This is a genomic window from Actinokineospora alba (assembly GCF_004362515.1).
In the GTDB taxonomy this organism is placed as follows: domain Bacteria; phylum Actinomycetota; class Actinomycetes; order Mycobacteriales; family Pseudonocardiaceae; genus Actinokineospora; species Actinokineospora alba.
Map to the genome: position 1 here is coordinate 5,663,322 of NZ_SNXU01000001.1, position 16,990 is coordinate 5,680,311.

15 protein-coding genes are annotated in these 16,990 nt (G+C 67.9%); 2 read left to right on the forward strand and 13 right to left on the reverse strand.

Annotated elements, in window-relative coordinates:
- Positions 1 to 5 precede the first annotated feature (5 nt).
- The 9 genes from C8E96_RS25925 to C8E96_RS25965 all read right to left on the reverse strand — a co-directional run bounded on the left by C8E96_RS25925 (position 6) and on the right by C8E96_RS25965 (position 7,592).
- Positions 6 to 278, reverse strand: coding sequence for a phosphopantetheine-binding protein (locus tag C8E96_RS25925; protein ID WP_133794791.1), 273 nt, complete (start codon positions 276 to 278; stop codon positions 6 to 8).
- Complete coding sequence (locus C8E96_RS25930; RefSeq protein ID WP_091369466.1) at positions 271 to 1,137, reverse strand: alpha/beta fold hydrolase; 867 nt, start codon at positions 1,135 to 1,137, stop codon at positions 271 to 273. Before C8E96_RS25930 ends, C8E96_RS25925 begins: the two co-directional genes overlap by 8 nt.
- A complete protein-coding gene (locus C8E96_RS25935) occupies positions 1,137 to 2,123 on the reverse strand; it encodes an NAD(P)H-dependent flavin oxidoreductase (protein WP_091369470.1) in 987 nt (328 codons plus the stop codon). Before C8E96_RS25935 ends, C8E96_RS25930 begins: the two co-directional genes overlap by 1 nt.
- On the reverse strand, positions 2,123 to 2,950 hold the full coding sequence (locus tag C8E96_RS25940; protein ID WP_091369474.1) for an aminoacyl--tRNA ligase-related protein: 828 nt from the start codon (positions 2,948 to 2,950) through the stop codon (positions 2,123 to 2,125). Before C8E96_RS25940 ends, C8E96_RS25935 begins: the two co-directional genes overlap by 1 nt.
- Positions 2,947 to 3,192, reverse strand: a complete 246-nt coding sequence (locus tag C8E96_RS25945; RefSeq protein ID WP_091369477.1) for an acetyl xylan esterase — start codon at positions 3,190 to 3,192, stop codon at positions 2,947 to 2,949. The genes C8E96_RS25940 and C8E96_RS25945 overlap by 4 nt, the downstream gene beginning before the upstream one ends.
- Complete coding sequence (locus tag C8E96_RS25950; RefSeq protein ID WP_091369482.1) at positions 3,189 to 4,070, reverse strand: diiron oxygenase; 882 nt, start codon at positions 4,068 to 4,070, stop codon at positions 3,189 to 3,191. The genes C8E96_RS25945 and C8E96_RS25950 overlap by 4 nt, the downstream gene beginning before the upstream one ends.
- 39 nt (positions 4,071 to 4,109) lie before the next feature.
- Complete coding sequence (locus C8E96_RS25955; protein WP_091369485.1) at positions 4,110 to 5,084, reverse strand: hypothetical protein; 975 nt, start codon at positions 5,082 to 5,084, stop codon at positions 4,110 to 4,112.
- 305 nt (positions 5,085 to 5,389) lie between these two features.
- Positions 5,390 to 5,716, reverse strand: a complete 327-nt coding sequence (locus tag C8E96_RS25960) for a hypothetical protein (protein ID WP_091369487.1) — start codon at positions 5,714 to 5,716, stop codon at positions 5,390 to 5,392.
- 76 nt (positions 5,717 to 5,792) lie between these two features.
- The gene (locus C8E96_RS25965; RefSeq protein WP_091369490.1) at positions 5,793 to 7,592 is read right to left on the reverse strand and encodes a carbamoyltransferase family protein; all 1,800 of its coding nucleotides are present in this window, start codon (positions 7,590 to 7,592) and stop codon (positions 5,793 to 5,795) included.
- Positions 7,593 to 7,901: 309 nt separating this feature from the next.
- On the opposite strand from C8E96_RS25965, the gene C8E96_RS25970 reads away from it, so the two are divergent.
- Positions 7,902 to 8,876, forward strand: a complete 975-nt coding sequence (locus C8E96_RS25970; RefSeq protein WP_091369494.1) for an alpha/beta hydrolase — start codon at positions 7,902 to 7,904, stop codon at positions 8,874 to 8,876.
- A gap of 53 nt (positions 8,877 to 8,929) precedes the next feature.
- Here C8E96_RS25970 and C8E96_RS25975 read toward each other — a convergent pair whose 3' ends face one another.
- The 3 genes from C8E96_RS25975 to C8E96_RS25985 all read right to left on the reverse strand — a co-directional run bounded on the left by C8E96_RS25975 (position 8,930) and on the right by C8E96_RS25985 (position 14,140).
- Positions 8,930 to 10,687 carry a fatty acyl-AMP ligase gene (locus tag C8E96_RS25975; RefSeq protein WP_091369498.1) on the reverse strand — a complete coding sequence of 586 codons (1,758 nt, stop codon included), beginning with the start codon at positions 10,685 to 10,687 and terminating at the stop codon, positions 8,930 to 8,932.
- 646 nt (positions 10,688 to 11,333) lie between these two features.
- A complete protein-coding gene (locus C8E96_RS25980; protein ID WP_166658123.1) occupies positions 11,334 to 11,924 on the reverse strand; it encodes a response regulator transcription factor in 591 nt (196 codons plus the stop codon).
- 770 nt (positions 11,925 to 12,694) lie between these two features.
- Positions 12,695 to 14,140: an MFS transporter gene (locus tag C8E96_RS25985; protein WP_228769620.1), complete on the reverse strand. Its 1,446-nt coding sequence runs from the start codon at positions 14,138 to 14,140 to the stop codon at positions 12,695 to 12,697.
- A gap of 136 nt (positions 14,141 to 14,276) precedes the next feature.
- On the opposite strand from C8E96_RS25985, the gene C8E96_RS25990 reads away from it, so the two are divergent.
- The gene (locus C8E96_RS25990) at positions 14,277 to 14,981 is read left to right on the forward strand and encodes a TetR/AcrR family transcriptional regulator (protein WP_228769621.1); all 705 of its coding nucleotides are present in this window, start codon (positions 14,277 to 14,279) and stop codon (positions 14,979 to 14,981) included.
- Positions 14,982 to 15,049: 68 nt separating this feature from the next.
- Here C8E96_RS25990 and asnB read toward each other — a convergent pair whose 3' ends face one another.
- Positions 15,050 to 16,894 (reverse strand): asparagine synthase (glutamine-hydrolyzing), encoded by a 1,845-nt coding sequence (asnB, locus tag C8E96_RS25995; RefSeq protein ID WP_091369504.1) that lies wholly within the window; start codon positions 16,892 to 16,894, stop codon positions 15,050 to 15,052.
- Between the last annotated feature and the right edge of the window lie 96 nt (positions 16,895 to 16,990).

A 16,990-nucleotide genomic window follows, 5' to 3' on the forward strand; every position in this document is an offset into this window, starting at 1 on the left:
GACCCCTATGCGGGCAGGGACGCGACGTGCCCGGCCAGGGAGCTGATCGACCGCAGGGCCTCGGGAGCGACATCGTCCTGCCACTCGAAGCCGAACTCGTCCTCCATGGCCACCAGCAGGCTCACCAGCGCGGTCGACGAGACCCCGCCCTGGCGCAGCGACACGGTGTCCGACAGGTCGGTGACGAAGCTGTCGGGGCCGAGCATGTCGACCAGGAGAGCGCGAATACGCGCCTTCGCCTCGACCACCGAATCGGACTCGGCCACTGGATCAGGCACCGGCTTCCGCTTCCGCGACGAACTTGCGGACGATCGCCTGGAAGCCCATCGCGTCGTCGAGGAAGGGCAGGTGACCCGCGCCGGGCATGATCTCGTAGCTGCCCTTGGGGAAGTGCTCGGCCAGTTCCCTGGCCCCCGTGTTGCTCAGCAGGATGTCGTCGTCGCCGATGACGACCAGGGTCGGGCACTGGATCTGCTTGAGCAGCTCGGGGCTGGTCTCGCCGGTCAGCGCCAGGTTGAGGCCGTTGGCGAGGTCTTCCTTGGTGGACAGCGCGAGGAAGCTCTCCCGCAGGCCCAGGAAGCCGGGTGTGCCGAGCTCCTCGTTCATGTCCGCGCCGAACACCTCGGGGTAGAGGTGGTTGTACAGGGCGGCCATCCCGTGGTTCTCCAGGGTGAGCAGCCACGCGCGCTGGATCTGGCGGTGCCTGCGCATGCCCTTGGGACCCAGCGCGGGCCCGGCGAGCACGATGCCGGAGACCCGGTCGGGGTAGGCCAGCGCGATGTCGCGGGCGAGGACGGTGGAGATCGAGGTGGAGACCAGGTAGGTCTTCTCCACCTCCAGGGCGTCGAGCAGGGCGATGGCGTCGGCGGCGTGCTGCGCCCAGGACGGGTAGGTCGCCGGGTGGGTGGACTGCCCGTGGCCCGCGAGGTCGTAGCTGATGACCCGGTGGTCATTGGCGAGGTCGTCGGTGAGGACACGCCACGTCGGGGTGGTCATGAAGAAGTTGTTGAGGGTGGTGACGACCGGGCCGTCGCCCGTCGACTCGTAGTAGAGCTCGACGCCGTCGCGGACGCGGACCTTGAGGGTGTCCTCGCGGTACTTCAGGTCGAGCCGTTCGAGCACGTCAGAAGCTGACATCAGCTTTCCTTTCCGGTTTCGGCGACCGCATGGCCCCGCAGGACACGGTCGAACGCGGCGACGATCTCAGCCGCCGAGGGTGCACGGGTGATCGCGTCGCAGGACAGGCCGCAGTACATGGCCATCTCCTCGACGCGTCCGGTGGTCGAGTCGGTCGGCACCGCGGCGCTGAACCGCGGCACCAGGAACAACTTGCCTTCGATGGTCGTTCGACCGATGAAGTTCTTGGCCTGCCCCGGGTTCTCGGTGACCGCGGTCGACAGCACCCGGTGCCGCCGGTTGGGCCAGCCGATCTCGTAGACACCGGTGATCACGGTGTCGGCCCCGGAGGCGCCGATCACCGCTTCCTTGAAGTACGGGTGGGCAGCCGACTCCCGCGCGACGACGAACGCCGTGCCGAGCAGCACTCCGTCGGCGCCCGCGGCCAGCGCGACGGCGGCGTCGTCGGGAGACCCGATCCCGCCCGCGGCGACAACGCATGCGTCGGGCAGTCGGTCGCGCAGCCGCGCCACGAGCTCGTCGCGCGGGTCGTGGCCGAGGAGGTGTCCGCCCGCCTCGATCCCCTGGGCGACCACGACGGCACCGCGCTCGGCGGCGCGCACGCCGTCCTCGACGGCGCCGACCTGGACCACCAGGCGCCTGCCCGAGGCGGCCACGCGGTCGAACACCGCGTCCTCGGGCAGGCCGAACAGCGAGACGTACACCGACTCCGGGGTCTCCCCCAGCAGCTGCTCGAGCTGCTCGGTGAGCTCGCGGGCGCCGACGACCTCGGGGATGAAGTTCACCCCGACCGGCTTGTCCGTGCCCGCGGCCAGCCGCTTCAGCATGGTGGTGAGGTGCTCGCCGACCAGCTTGTAGCCGCCGACGCAGCCCGCCGCACCCGCGTTCGACACCGCGGCCGCGAGTTCCGGGCCGGAGACCCCGCCCATTCCCGCCAGCAGCACTCCCACCTCGACGCCGAGCGCCTCGGCCGCGGTGGTGCGCATCAGCCCAGCGCCTCGACGGCGGCCAGCGCGGCGACGGCGCCGCCGAACCGGTCGGTCAGGGTGTGGATCCACCGCTCCAAGCCGAAAGCCAGGCAGCTGGTGTGCGCCGTCTCCTCGCCGACCTGGATCGAGCAGCGCTCGCCGAAGAAGTTCCGGTGGTAGTTGACCGAGCCGATCGCCAGGCCGTCGACCACGAACTCTTCCTTGACCGGGAACAGCTTCTGCATCTTCGCCTTGCCGCTGTTCTTGTCGAAGAACGGGTCGGTGGCGACCTCGATGTCGTACTCGATGCCCAGCTCGACCAGCAGCGCGATCACGGCGTCCTTGGCGCGCGCCAGGTGCGCCTTTGCCGCGTCCTCCGGCCCGACGCACACGATCTCGCGCATCGAGAAGCCCAGCAGCCGCCGCAGACCGCTGTAGTGGTCCTCGTTGCGGAAGCAGGTTCCGACGGTCGTGCGCAGGACACCCTCGGCGGGCAGCACCGAGCCCGCGAGGTCGACGTAGATCGAGTAGCAGGCCGCGGAGGGCAGCGCGAACGCGGTCGGTTCCATCACTTCCGGGACCACGTGCTGCAGTGGCCGCTCGGCGTCGGCCAGCGAGGCGCCCAGCCGTGCCGGGTCGAGCCGCACCGCGGCCAGGCCCAGGTGCGGGAAGTTGTCGTAGTAGTCGAACTTGTCCAGGTCCGAGCACCGGATCAGGTGCGGGTACCGGAACTCCTGCGCATTCCACCCGTCGGCGAGCCGCAGGAACACCGCCTCGATCGCGCGCAGCAGCCGCAGCTGGTCGCCGTCGAGAACGCTCAAACCGTTGTCGGTCGCCGTGGTCATCGCACCGCCTCCTGCGTGAAGAACCGGGCCTCGATCGCCTTCAAGGTCCGGAAGTCGTCCAAGTCGAGGTCCTCGGGGTCGATCGAATCGCCGGTGAGTTCCTCCAGCAGGAAGATGAACTCGACGAAGGCCAGCGAGTTGATGGCCCGGCTGTCGATCAGGTCCAGGTCGTCGGACACCGTGTCCATTGTGGAGTTGCGCTCCAGGATGAACTCCCGGACCGCCCGCAGCTGGTCGGTCATCGCTTGACCAGTTCCCGGCCGACGCCCACCTTGGACAGGAACTTCCTGGTGCGCTTGAGGACCTGCTCGTGCGCCGCCTGCCGCGCCGGGTGTTCGAGCGCGCGCCTGCGCAGCGCCAGCGCGTCCGGAATGCCCGCGTCGCGGTACGCCGCCGGGTTGTACAGGGTGCCGATGCTGTAGCTCAGGTAGCTCTCGAGGTACTCCGCGACCAGCGGCACCTCGTTCGGGTCGCGCTTGGCCACCTGCTCCAGCAGGTTCACGAAGATCATGCGGCCGAAGGCGACGTGCCTGCTCTCGTCCTGGTGGTGCACCCGGTTGATCTCGCGGGCGATGACCGGCAGGTCCATGTCCGTGGCCATGTGCGCGTTGTAGTGGTCGACGATCTCCTCGAAGATCAGGATGCGCGCGAACACGATCAGCTCGCGGGCCACCGCCGACAGGTGCTCGACCGAGTCCGCTCGCAGCGACGGCTGCGCCGGGTAGAGCTTGCCGCCGTAGCGCAGGCAGAACTGCGCGAAGAACCACATGTGCTCGTTCTCCTCACCGATGAAGTGGTGGAGGAACTCCGAGACACCGGCGTAAGTGCGGTCATGGATACGCATGACCACCTCGCTCAACAGCTCACGGATGCCGTGGATGTTGAGGCTGAAGAAGTTGATCGCCTCGTACCTGGTCAAGGCGAGCTGCTGCTCGCGGGTGAGCTCGTCCCACATGGGGGTGCCCGCCAGCGTGGTGAGGCTCTCACTCATCCATGGCTTGTCCGGCTCGATGGCCTCGGGCCAGTCGAACATCGTGTACGGGTTGTAGTAACCCGACTCGGCCATCAGCTCCAGCCGGTCCAGCGCCAGGGCGATCGGCTCGATCTCACGTACTGCCATCTCTACTCTTTCCCTACGGAGTGGCTCGACATTGCAGCGTCACCGCGTCGATCGGATATCCGCACGCACCTGGACCGGCACCGGCGAACCGCAGTCGTGGTAGCCGAAGGAGGCGTTGCCGGAGGCGGTGGAGGGGATCACCTTGTTGTAGGTCGATCCCTGGCACAGGTCCTGGAAGTCGCCGGTGTCCGACGACAGCCGGGCGGCCAGCTGGGCCTTGGCGATGTCGACGGTCTTCACCGAGCCGTCGTCATCGGTGACCTCGACGCAGGCGTGCGGCAGGTCGAGAGCCCCGCCCAGCACGCCGCAGAACCAGCCGCGCTTGGCCTCGGCCGCGTAGCCCGCAGCCCGGAACTGTTGCGCGAGAAGCAAACTGGCAGCGATGCAGCTGGTCGCGCCCAGCTTGTGCACCAGCTCCTGGTCGGCCTGCATGGCGATCGGGACCATCTGCCACCGGTAACCCGCGTCCAGGTAGTCCCGCACCAGGCTCCGCAGCCGCGGCGCGACCAGCGGCGTGCGGGCGCCGGTGGTGGTGACGGTGGCCGAGTACTCGCCGGAGGACGCCGCGCTGGGCTCGATGACCTGGTGCACCACGACGCGCCCGCCGAAGCGCTCCACGTCGGGCGCCTCCAGCCGCCACGGCGCCTCGCCGCGGCAGTCCACACAGTCCATCCGGACCCGGAAGTCCCAGGTCTTGTCGCGCAACAGGTCGTCCATCGACTTGGTGGCGAACCGGAACAGCATGCGGAAGGCGAGTTCGGGCTGGGTGTTCCCCTTGCCGGAGTACATGCCGAGGTTGTAGAGGTCGTTGACGTCGAAGTGACGGACCCCGGCACGGTCCTCGAACGGCAGGCCCGCGTCGACCAGGCGGTCGAGTTCGGTCTGGTCGCAGCGCAGCATCTCCCGCGCCGCAGTGTCCGGCTGGGTTTTGTGGGAGTACTCCGCGGGAACGAACTCGATGGACTCCGCCACCTTTTCCCAATGCGTGCTCGCGGATGCGGCTTGCAACGACACAGTCCATCTCCCTGAGCAGAACGAAAGCCGACGATCACGAATTCGGGCACCTGCGGCCACTGGTCCGGTTGATTACGAGACATTCCGCATCCCAGATGACACGGACCAACCGAACGATATCGACCGTACCAGCCGGACACGACGCGGCAACAGATTAGTTTCACATGGACACCCATGTGTTCCACATATGCAAATCGGAAAAACGATTCTGCACGAGTCCTAATGGAATGAATCCGTCCAGAGACCGTGTCCGGACAATGTTCGCCGACCGGACCGAAACCAGCCACGCGACAAACTCGGGGCGTTCAGTCCTCGTCGACGGCGCGCCCGCGGCCGTCGACCACATGGGGCACGCGATGGGACCCGATGCGCTCCCGGGCGGCCCATTTGGTCGCCTCCACCGTGCTCCGGGCCAGACCGATGGCGTCATGCAGGAGTTCGGTGTGCGAGTGGTCGCCGTCCACACTGTCCTGCTGAGTCCGCAACAGGGCGGCCGCGCAGGTCAGGGCGTCGCACGCGGCGCTGACCTCGGGAACGCGCCACCCGCGCGAGCCGCGTAGTTCCACGGCGAGATTTTCGAGCAGTTCGACGGCCGACGCGAAGTCCGCCGCCGCCTCGTGGGCAGTGCTCATGGGCCGGACCTCAACACCTTCCTGGCAGGAGCTGGGACGCCGCGCGGCGCGGCGTCCCAGCGTTCCGGTCACGTGGTCACGCGGTCTTGGCGACCTTGGTGACGAGGTGGTTGCCGAGCAGCAGGTAGTCGATCTCGGTGCCGAGGAAGCAGTTCACCGCGTCGGCCGGGGCACAGACGATCGGCTCCCCCGCGACGTTGAACGAGGTGTTGATCAGGCAGGGCACGCCGGTCAGCGAGGTGAACTGGCGCAGCAGGGCGGCCAGCCGCGGGGTCTCCTCGTCGGTGAGGGTCTGGATCCGCGAGGTGCCGTCGACGTGGACCGCGCCCTGGATCTTCTCGCGGTATTCCTCCTTCACCGGGAACACGAAGGTCATGTGGGGCGAGGACTTCTTCTTGCCCAGCTCGAAGACCTTCGCCGCGTCCGACTCCAGTACCAGCGGCGCGAACGGTCGGAACGGCTCCCGGTGCTTGACGCGCAGGTTGATGACGTCCTTGATGTCCGAGAAGCTCGGGTTCGCCAGGATGCTGCGGTGACCGAGCGCGCGGGGACCGTGCTCCATGCGGCCCTCGAAGTAGCCGACGATGACCTTCTCGGTCAGCAGCTTCGCCACCCGGTCGACGACCTCGTCGTCGGTCAGCTTGGTCCACTCGACCTTGCCGGTGAACTCCCGCAGGGTCGCCTCGATGGCTTCCTCGTCGTACTCGGGGCCGAGGTACGGGGTGACCGACTCGGGTGCCTTGACCTTGCCCTCGGCCGCGGGGTCGTTGACCCAGGCGTAGACGGCGGCGCCGATGGCGATGCCGGTGTCGCTCGCGCCGAAGCTGACCGACATGTCCTCGAAGCGCGACTCTTCGAGCAGCGGGGTGTTGTTCAGGCAGTTGAGCGCCACGCCGCCCTCGAACAGCAGGTGCGGCAGGTCGGTCTTCGACTCGAGCGCGCGCAACTGGTGGTTGGTGACGGCCAGCAGCATCTCCTGCGCGGCGGCGGACACCGTCGACTGGTATTCCAGGGTGTCCTGGAACGGGCCGAAGTGCTCCTCGAACAACGGCTCGAAGCTACGGGGGTTCTCCAGGTCGTGCTGCTGGCACAGGGTGTAGCGGCCGCTGTCTTCCAGCTTGACGATGTGCTCGAGGAACGGGTTGGGCGAGGGCGCCTTGCCGTAGCCCGCCATGCCCATGACCTTGTACTCGTCGTTGTTCGGCACGAAGCCCAGGAAGCGGGTGATCGCGGAGAACAGCATGCCGATCGAGTCGTGCGCGGTGACCATCTGGTCGTCGAACAGCTTGATCTTGCCGTCGCGGATCTCGCCGACCACCGACGAGAACAGCTCGGCCCGGCCGTCGCTGATGAGGAACGCCGCGTCCGTCATGCCCGCGAAGTACCAGCCGGTGGTCGCGTGGGCCAGGTGATGGGGGACGAAGACGACCTTCTCGCGGTCCGGGGTGAAGCCGGTGCGGGCGGCGAAGTCGGCGAGGATCGCCTCTTGGCCGAGGACGTGCACGAACAGCTGGCCGATCTTGTTCAGCCTGCCCAGCTTGTCCAGGGGGGCCAGTGGCTGCATCGCGAGGTCGAACAGGGCGGCGTTGAAGACGATCTCGTTGAAGCTCCACGGGATCGCGATCAGGTCGATGTCCTCGAACTTCACGCCCGCGTGGTCGAGCACCCACTTCACCGAGTTGATCGGGAAGTCGGAGGTCTTCTTCTCCCGGTTGAGGCGCTCTTCCTCCACCGCGGCGACGAGCTCACCGTCGATCAGCAGCGACGCTCCCGCGTCGTGGCCGAGACCGTAGTGCTTCTCCTTGCCGACCGCGTCATAGTGCTCGGCGAAGACCTCAGCGCTGCGGGAGAAACCGTTGCACCCCAAAACAATCATGACCAATGTTCCTTCTCTGTCGCACTGGGTCGCGGGCACCGGAGACGGCACGGAAAGCGCCGTGCGGCAAGGAGCGACGAATTCATCGCGAAGATATGACTTCAGCGCACGTCAAATGGAGCGGCACACTCGATTCTCATTCCAGACCAGGCTACCAGCACAAAACTCGCGCCAGCAACGTGAGAACCACACTATTGCTGATGCAGTCCTCACGGCCGGCCGAGTTCGTAACCGTACACCGAGGCTGAAACATATATTTATGGATACGCGAACAAAATCCCTTTCTGACCCAATCCGCAAGGGGCCGTCATGCCTTTGGACCGCATCCTCCGCAACCTGATCACCTGGCAGCGCGCCGACGGCCCGCCGACGCCGCTGCGCGAACTGTCCATTGAGGACGCTCGCGCGCGGTACCTGGCGAACGCGGTCCGGCCGCGCCGGGGCGGCGGCCCCGCCGACACGGTCACCACCGCCGACCATACGATCGACACGGCGGACGGTTCGTCGATCCGGGCGAGGGTGTACCGCCCGGACACCGAGCCGACCATGTCGATCACCTTCCTGCACGGCGGCGGCTGGGTCGTCGGCGACCTCGACAGCCACGACTGGGCCGTGCGCGCCCTGGCCGCGGCGCTGGGTGCGGTCGTGATCTCCGCGGACTACCGGCGTGCGCCGGAGTTTCCATACCCGGTCCCGCTCCACGACGCGATCGCCGCCGCACGGTGGACCGCCCGGGAGTTCCCGGGTCTCCCGCACGTCCTCGCGGGCGACAGCGCGGGCGCGCACCTGTCGGTCGGTGTGGCGCTCGACGCGCGCGACAACGGCGGCCCCCGATTCGCGGCGATGCTGCTGCTCTACCCGCCGACGGACCCGAGCCTGCGGCTGGCCGCGGCGTGCGAGTACCCCGAGGGGTACTTGCTGTCCGTCGACGACATGGCCCACCACTACGACCTCTACGTTCCCGACCCGGCCAGGCGCGGCGACCCCGCGGTCGACCTCCTGAACGCGGACCTGCGCGACCTGCCTCCCGCGGTGGTGGCCACGGCGGAGTTCGACCCGTTGCGTGACGAAGGAATCGCCTTCGCCGAGCGGTTGGCCGCCGCGGGCGTGCCCGCCAGGCAGGTGCCCGGCCCGGGACTGGTGCACGGCTACTTCCTGATGCAGGACCTCGTGCCCGCCGCGGCGAAGTGCGCCAATGGCGTACTCGACGAGCTGGCCGCGATGCTGGCCGCGCCGCGCGACGCCGTGGCCGCCGGGCGAGTCGACCCGGTCCCGGGCCACTGACCCGCGAACCCGGGGGGCGCTCCGGCTGGAACGCCCCCCGGTTCGGGTGGCCGTCACACGCCCGCAGGTTCCCGGCGCCGCGCCTGAAGCGCTTCCACCACCCAGGGTTCGTAGTCGGCGTAGACGGCTGTCAGCTCGTCGGCCAGGAGCATTCTGCGCATCGTCGCCCGCTGGATCTTGCCGCTCGTGGTCCGGCGCACCACCGCCCGCCGCAGCAGGCCGATGCCGTCGACCGGGACGCCGAACTCGCCGACGACCGTCGCGCGGATCTGCTCCGCGAGGACGCGCAGGCGGTCGGCGGTCGGCCGCCCGCTGATCTCATGGGTGACGATCAGGGCGTCCGTCGCGGCGTCGGCCTCGCCGAGCGGCACGCTGAACACGGCGCCGACCGAGCCGAGTTCGGGGTGGCGCGCCCGCAGTGTCCGCTCGATGTCCTGGGGAGAGAACTTGCGCCCGGCCACGGTCACCAGTTCGACGCAGCGGCCGGTCACGTAGACCTCGCCGTCGTGCACGGTGCCGAGGTCGCCGGTGCGCAGGTAGCCGTCCGTCGTCCAGGCGAACGCGTTGGCCGTGTTGTCGTTCCAGTACCCGGTGGCGAGGCTGCCGCCGCGCAGGCAGATCTCGCCGATCGACCCGGGCGGCAGTGGCTCGGCGGTCGTCGGGTCGATGATCACGACGTCGAAGGTGTGCGGTGTCCCGCAGCTGACCATCCCGACCCCACCGTCGGCACCGTCGGCGGCGACGAAGCGCTGCTGCTCGAGCAGCTCGGAGTCCACTGTGGTCACCTTGGGCGGGCGGAACGCGTCGCCCGAGACGTAGACCGTGGCTTCGGCCATGCCGTAGCACGTGGTCAGCACGTCCTCGCGCAGCCCGGCGGGCGCGAAGCGCTCGATGAATCCGTCGAGCGTGGCGGGCCGCACAGGTTCCGCGCCGATCGCCGAGAACCGCCACCTGGACAGGTCCAGTTCGGCGAGCTGGTCATCGGTGATCCGGTCGCGAACCAGGTCGTAGGCGAAGCTGGGTCCCGCGGACGAGTGGATGCCGTACTTGTCGATCAGCCGCAGCCACTGGTGCGGGCGCTTGAGGAACGACGCGGGGCGCATCAGCACGCAGCAGGTGCCGACAAGCAGGGCGGGAACGAGCTGACCGAGCAAACCCATGTCGTGGTAGAGCGGCAGCCACCCACCCAGCCGCGTCTCGCGGGTCAGCCTGCACATGACGCGCTGGTTTTCCACGTTGTGCAGGAGGTTGCCGTGGCTGAGCATCGCGCCCTTCGGCGCGCCGGTGGTGCCCGAGGTGTACTGCAGCATCGCGAGCGCCGACCGGTCGAGTTCCTGCGGCTGCCACGCGCCCGGGTCCGGCAGGTCGACGCCGTCGGTCGCGACCACCGGTGTCGTGAGGCCCTCGGCATCGGCCCAGTCCGCGACGGCCGCGAGGTTCTCGGAGTCGGTGAGGATGGCGCACACGCCCGCGTTCTCCGCGATGCCCTGCACCCGCGACCGCTCCTCGCGATAGCGGCCGGGCAGCGGGGCGGGCACGGCGGCCATTCCCGCGTAGAGGCAGCCGACCAAGGCTGCGACGAAATCGACCCCGGTCGGATAAAGCAGCAGGAGCCGCTCCCCCACCGGGTACCTCGCGCGCAGCCACGCGCCGACCTTCCTCGCCTCGGCGTCGAGTCGGGCATATGTCCACCGGGTGTCGTCGTCGGCGTCCACGTCGGGCACGACGATCACCGCCAGGTCGTCAGGTGCCGCGCGAACGTGATCTCGAATCACCGCGGCGACGCTTGAGGCGTTCTGTAAATCGACCATGGAGCTGGTTTCTCCTTCTGCCGCGCGCAGGGCTGGGCGACTCCGCGAGAAGCAACGGTCAGGCACTTCCGGGATCGCTCCATTGACAGATGGCGCGAACGGGTTGGGTACGCCATTGGATCCGCCCACCAGATCAGGGAGCGGCGGAGAGCAGGTCAATCCTCGCGTTCCAAAGCCGCGCAGGGGATATGCATTGGAGGCTAGCACGAACGTGCTTAACCATCCTCAAGCCGATCGACAAAGGTGCGAATCGCGCGGAGGCGCATTAGGAACGCATCGGTAACAATTACCGACGCAGCAGGCCGGGTGGAACGTGGACATAGACCACCCGCCGAACGCAAGCAGTTGATATCGAAGTCTCAACACGCGGGCAGAAGTTGCGAAACCGATCGCGCTCGCGATAGCGTGAGACATAGCCAATACTCGACATCTGAGAAATCCGTGGGGATGAGCCCATGGCGCATCCCCGCACCTGCGGGCCACCGTCCGTGCACCGTCCGGCAACTGGTCAAGGGATTCGCTGCCCGCACGCGCGGGCAGCGAATCCCTGAAACCACACCGTGCGGTGCACGATCGGGAAATCAGCGACCGGGAGGTCGACGCCAGGTCATGCCCGGCGGCAATGCGTATTCAGCGAATAGCAAGCTCAGATCCAATACGAAGCCCTGGCGATCCGCAGCGCGTCTATACGGTTGCGGGCGCCCAGCTTCGCCACCACCGACGAAAGGTAATTGCGGACCGTCCCCTCGGACAGGTGCAAGCGCGCCGCTATCTCGACCACGGCGTCGCCTCGGGCCACATATTCGAGTACGGACAGTTCCCTGAGCGTCAGTGGACAGTTCTCATTGCCGAGCGCGGCGACGGTGAGTTCCGCGTCGAAAACCCGTTCGCCCTGGTGCACCCGGTGGATCGCGTCGAAAAACCGGCGGGGCGGCGCGCTGCGTCGCACCATCCCGTTGACCCCACCGGTGAAGGCCTGGCGCACGACCGACCGGGTGAACGCGGTCGCCAGCAGCAAACTGCGACACCCGGGCAGTGCCGCGACCTTCTCGGCGACGGCCATGACGCCGTCGTCCGCGCCTTCAAAGCTGACTATCACGACGTCCGGCCGATGTAACTCGGCGAGTTCCAGGGCGTCGACACTGGTGTCGGACGACCCTACGACGTGGACCTCATCGCTTTGCTCGAGCAAGGCGGTCAGCGCGAAACGAGAAAGATGCACGTCGTCGGACACCATAACATTGATCCCCATCATTTTCTCCCCTGTTACGATCCCACTATTGCTCGGCACCACTCTGGGAACCGGATTCAACCGTCCGATTCCACCGAGCCCAGTCGTGCATTCATGGCCGATTTCGGCCAATCAGGCGCCGTGGCGAAACAGCAGGAAGTAGCCCCTGGTGCATAACGGTTACCACATACGATTCAACCGACTCCGACGTTCGAGTATTCCTCTCCCCTGGGCCTGATGGCGGACGGCAACCAGCCGGTCCATCAGGCGCGCTTCCCTGTGGTGACCCCTACCCCAGTCGCGTGAGCACTCTCGAAGTGGGAGGCCGATGGGCTGCCGAGAAAATGGACATTTCGGCGAAAACAGTCGCCGAAGTCAATACACCTCGGATACGCTCCGTGCGAACGCGCACGTGTCATCAACCCTCACCCCCACGAACTCCATCATGCCAAAAAGTGTGCACCACTACCACAACAACGTAGTGACAGATCACCACGACATAATGCGATGGACACGGTCTGTGCATTCGGCACCCGCGGGCGTGAGGAACAAAGCCTTCGACCGGCGGATCGACAACGGAACGCAGGTCGGCATCAGGGCCGACCTGCGTTCCAGCTCCGTTCGCATTCCGCGAACCTGCGGATAAAGGAAGCGGTCGCCGGCTGAGCCGGGGGGGACGGCTCAACCAGCGACCTGATAAGTCGGGGCGACCCATTGTCGCCTCGACACGATCTCAAGTGGCCGACGATTCCACAATGGACGCGGCGGGCCTGCGCTTATTCCGCGGCGGCCGCCTTGGCGGGTTCCGGGCGGACCGCGGGAATCACGAACAGGGCGATGACCGACGCGGCCACCAGGAGGATGGCGCCGAGGGTCATTCCCCACGCGTACCCGTCGGTCAGTGCCGCCGGGGTGGGGTCCGGGCCGGTGCGAACCTGGGCGGCGGTGCCCAGGGCCGCCAAGCCGAGCGAGGCCCCGATCTGCCTGCTGCTGCTCAGCAGCCCGGACGCGGCACCCGTCTCGGCGGGGTCGACGCCCACCGTGGCGGTGGACACCGTCGGGCCAAGGCAGAGGCCGAAGCCGATGGCGGTGACGATCGACGGACCGAACGCGTCGGTGAAGAACGAGCCGTTCGAGTCGATCATGCCGAACCAGAAGAACCCGATGGCGGTCACCAGACCGCCGACGACGATCAGCGTGCGCGCCGGGACCGTCAGGCCGAGCTTGATGGCGATGACCGAGCCGATGACCACGCCGATGGCCAGCGGCAGGAACTCGACGCCGGTCAGGGCCGGGCTGGTGTCCAGAACCCGTTGCAGGTAAAGCGAGACGAAGTAGAACGAGGAGGCCATCGTGGCCCCGAAGACCAGGTTGAAGATGTTGGCACCCGCCACCGAACGGTTCGACAGCATGCCAAGGCGGATCAGCGGGTCACGGCGGGTGGTCTTCTCGACGTAGACGAACGCGACGAGCATGGCGGCCGCGATCCCCAACGTGGTCAGCGTGGTCGACGAGCCCCAGCCATGCTGCTCGGTGCGCACGACGCCGAACACGAGCAGGCTCATGCCCGCGGTGGCCAGCGCGGCGCCCAGGATGTCCGGGCGGCCGTCGCGGGCGGTCGGCGGGGTGCTGTGCACGCGCAAGGCCATGAACAGGGCGATAGCGGCCATGGGCACGCTGATGAACATGACCCAGCGCCAACCCGCGTACTGCGTGAGCACACCGCCGATCAGCACGCCGAGCGCGCCACCGGCGGCGTTCATCGCGCTCCAGATGCCGAAGGCCTTCACCCGCTCCTTGCCCGCGGGGAAGGTCGCGCTCAGCAGGGCCAGCGCGGCGGGCGCCAGCGCGGCGGCGCCGACGCCCTGCGCGGCCCGCGCTGCGACCAGGTGCTCCGGCGCCTGCGCGAACCCGCCCACGAGTGAGGCGATGGCGAACAGCGCGAGACCGAAGACCAGGATCTGCTTGCGCCCGAAGAGGTCGGCGAGCTTGCCGCCCAGCAGCAGGAGTCCACCGAAGGTGAGGGCGTACGCGTGGATTACCCACGTCAGGCCCACCGCGCTGAAGCCCAGGCCGGTGGCGATCTCCGGGAGGCCGACGTTCACGACCGAGAGGTCGAGCGACACCATGAACTGCACGACCGCCACCACGGCCAGGATGAGTCCCGGCTTGACGGCCTGCTGGACGTTCGATGCTTCCTTTGTTGATTCCGTGTTCGTCAACGCAACCCAGTCCTCTGCGCAGTACTCCGGTCAACGGACTTTGCGAGCATGTTCCGAAACTATCACCACGCCCGACGGGCTGTCGAGCGGGCATGGGGGTTTTGCGGGCCACCAGGCGGAAATAGATGATGGGTTGGTGCCAAGTCCCAACGCGAAGGCCGGCCGCACCGGCAGACCGCCCGTCACCTCCCGCGCGGAGATCCTGACCGCCGCGCGCAAGCTGATCGACCGCCACGGCTGGGAGAAGGTGACCATCCGCGCACTGGCCGGTGAGCTCGGCATCGGGGGGACGACGCTGTACCGCCACGTCAAGGACAAGGAAGACCTGCTCCTGCTGTTGATGTCCGAGTACGCGGCCCAGCTGCCGCAACCGACGCTGCCCAGCGACCCCCGGGAACGGATCATCGCCGCGGCCATCACGATCCGCGACGCCCTGACGGCGTGGCCGTGGTCCGCGGATGTGCTGACAACGGACGGATTCATCGGCAGACTGGGCGATTCCGCGCTGTGGCTGGTCGAGGCCATCGTGGCGGGCGCCATCGACCACGGCTGCTCGCCGGAGCGGGCGGTCCACATCTTCCGCGACCTCTGGTATTACACCGTCGGCGAGGTTTTGGTCCGCGCTCACTCCTCACGCGGGCACGAAGACGTCAAACGGCCCGCGTTCGCCGACCCGGGACTGGTCGACCTCGACCCGTCCCGAACGCCGCACCTGGCCGACATCGGCGGCCGATGGGCGGTCCTCGCGGCGCAGGACACGTACTCCCAGGGCGTGCGCGCCTTCGTCGACGGACTGCTCGCGCAAGCCACCGCCGACGCCCCTGACAGCAAACGGCGCTGAACGGCACTGGACGGACCGGTGCCCGGCCCGCAACCCAGGCCGGACACCGTCCGCGCGTCGTTTCCCGATCAGTCCAGGTCGAGTTCGGGTGAGTGCAGGTCCAGCCAGGCGGCGACGTCGAGCACCCGCTCCAGTCCGCCGCGCACCGCGAGCGACATCCCGGCCGGGTCCGTCTCCGCGGTCTGCTTGGCCCACCCGCTGTCGATGATCGCGAACAGCGGCGCGCCCGGGTCGGCGAGCAGTTCCTTCACCTGCTCCTGCAGTCGCGCCGCGTAGCCGGGGTTCTGCGGCGACGGGTACGGGCTCTTGACCCGGTCGACCACCGATCGCGGCAACACGGGCGCGGCGGCGTGCCGCAGCAGGCTCTTCTCCCTGCCGTCAAAGGTCTTCATCGCCCACGGCGTGTTGTAGACGTACTCGACTAGCTCGTGGTTGCAGAACGGGACGCGCACCTCGAGCCCGACCGCCATGGACAGTCGGTCCTTGCGGTCGAGCAGCGACCGCACGAACCGGGTCAGGTGCAGGTGGCAAGTGATCCGCATGAGCCGGTCGAACTCGGACTCGCCGTCGAGCAGTTCGACCTCGGCGACCGCGGCGGAGTACTGGTCGGCGGTGTAGGTGCCCACGTCCAACCGTTCGCGCAGTCCCGGTTCGACGTGGTCGGTGCGGCCCGCGAGGCTCAGCGGCGGGATGACCGTCATCCACGGGAAGGTGCCGGACCGCAGCACCTGCTCGTGGAAGAACCACGGGTATCCGCCGAACACCTCATCGGCCGACTCACCCGACAGCGCCACCGTCGAGTGCTCGCGGATCGCTTTGAAGAGCAGGTACAGCGAGTTGTCGAGGTCGCCGAACCCGTTGGGGATGTCGCGGGCCGCAACCGCCGCGCGCCGCACCGCGGGGTCGGAGAGGTCGGCCGGGTCGAGCATCACGTTGTGGTGCTCGGAGTTCACGTGCTGCGCCACATCGCGGACGAACGGCGAGTCGGGCGTATCGCGCATCTCGTCGGGGACGAAGTTCTCCTCCTGGCCGATGAAGTCGACCGAGAACGACCGCACCCGCTCGCCTTTGACGGCCATCCGGTCGGCGGCGAGCGCGGTGATCGCGCTGGAGTCGAGCCCGCCGGAGAGCAGCACGCAACGGGGCACGTCGGAGATCATCTGCCGTTCGACGACGCCGGTGAGAAGCATACGCACGCGGGCGACGGTGTCCTCGCGGCTGTCGGTGTGCTCCTGCGCGCGCAGCCGCCAGTAGGTGCGTTCCCGCACCCCGCCGCGGTCCACGGTGATCAGGGTGCCGGGGAGCATCTCCCGCATCCCCTTGAACAGCGCCCAGCCCGGCGCCTTGGTCTGCGCGAACAGCTCCCGAAGGCCGTCGGTGTCGACTGCCTTGCGCACCCGCGGGTTGGCCAGGATCGCCTTCGGCTCGGAGCCGAACAGCACGCCGTCGGGGGTCGGGTAGTAGAACAGCGGCTTGACGCCCATGCGGTCGCGGACCAGGACCAGCTTCTGGTCGCGCCCGTCCCAGATCGCGAAGGCGTACATGCCGTCGAGGTGGTCGACGACGCTCTCGCCCCACTGCAGGTAGGCGCGCAGGACGACCTCGGTGTCGCTGTCGGTCCGGAACGTGTGCCCCTTGCCCTTGAGGCGCTCGCGCAGCTCCTGGAAGTTGTAGGCCTCACCGGAGTAGACCAGGACGACGTCGCCCGCCGGGGTGGTGACGGTCATCGGCTGCGCGCCGCCCGGCAGGTCGATGACCGAGAGCCGGCGGTGGCCGAGTCCGACGTGGGTGCGCAGGTAGGTGCCGCGCGCATCCGGGCCGCGACACGACATCGTCTCGGTCATCGCATCGAGCGCGTCGCCTTGGCGCGTCAGGTCGGCGTCGAACGCCACCCAGCCCGCGATCCCGCACATACGCACAACCCCATTCCCCGTAAATGGATTAACAATGCAGTCAAATGGCGCATTTACTGCCGTCGTCATACTATCCAGCGCCACCTCTGGGGGACA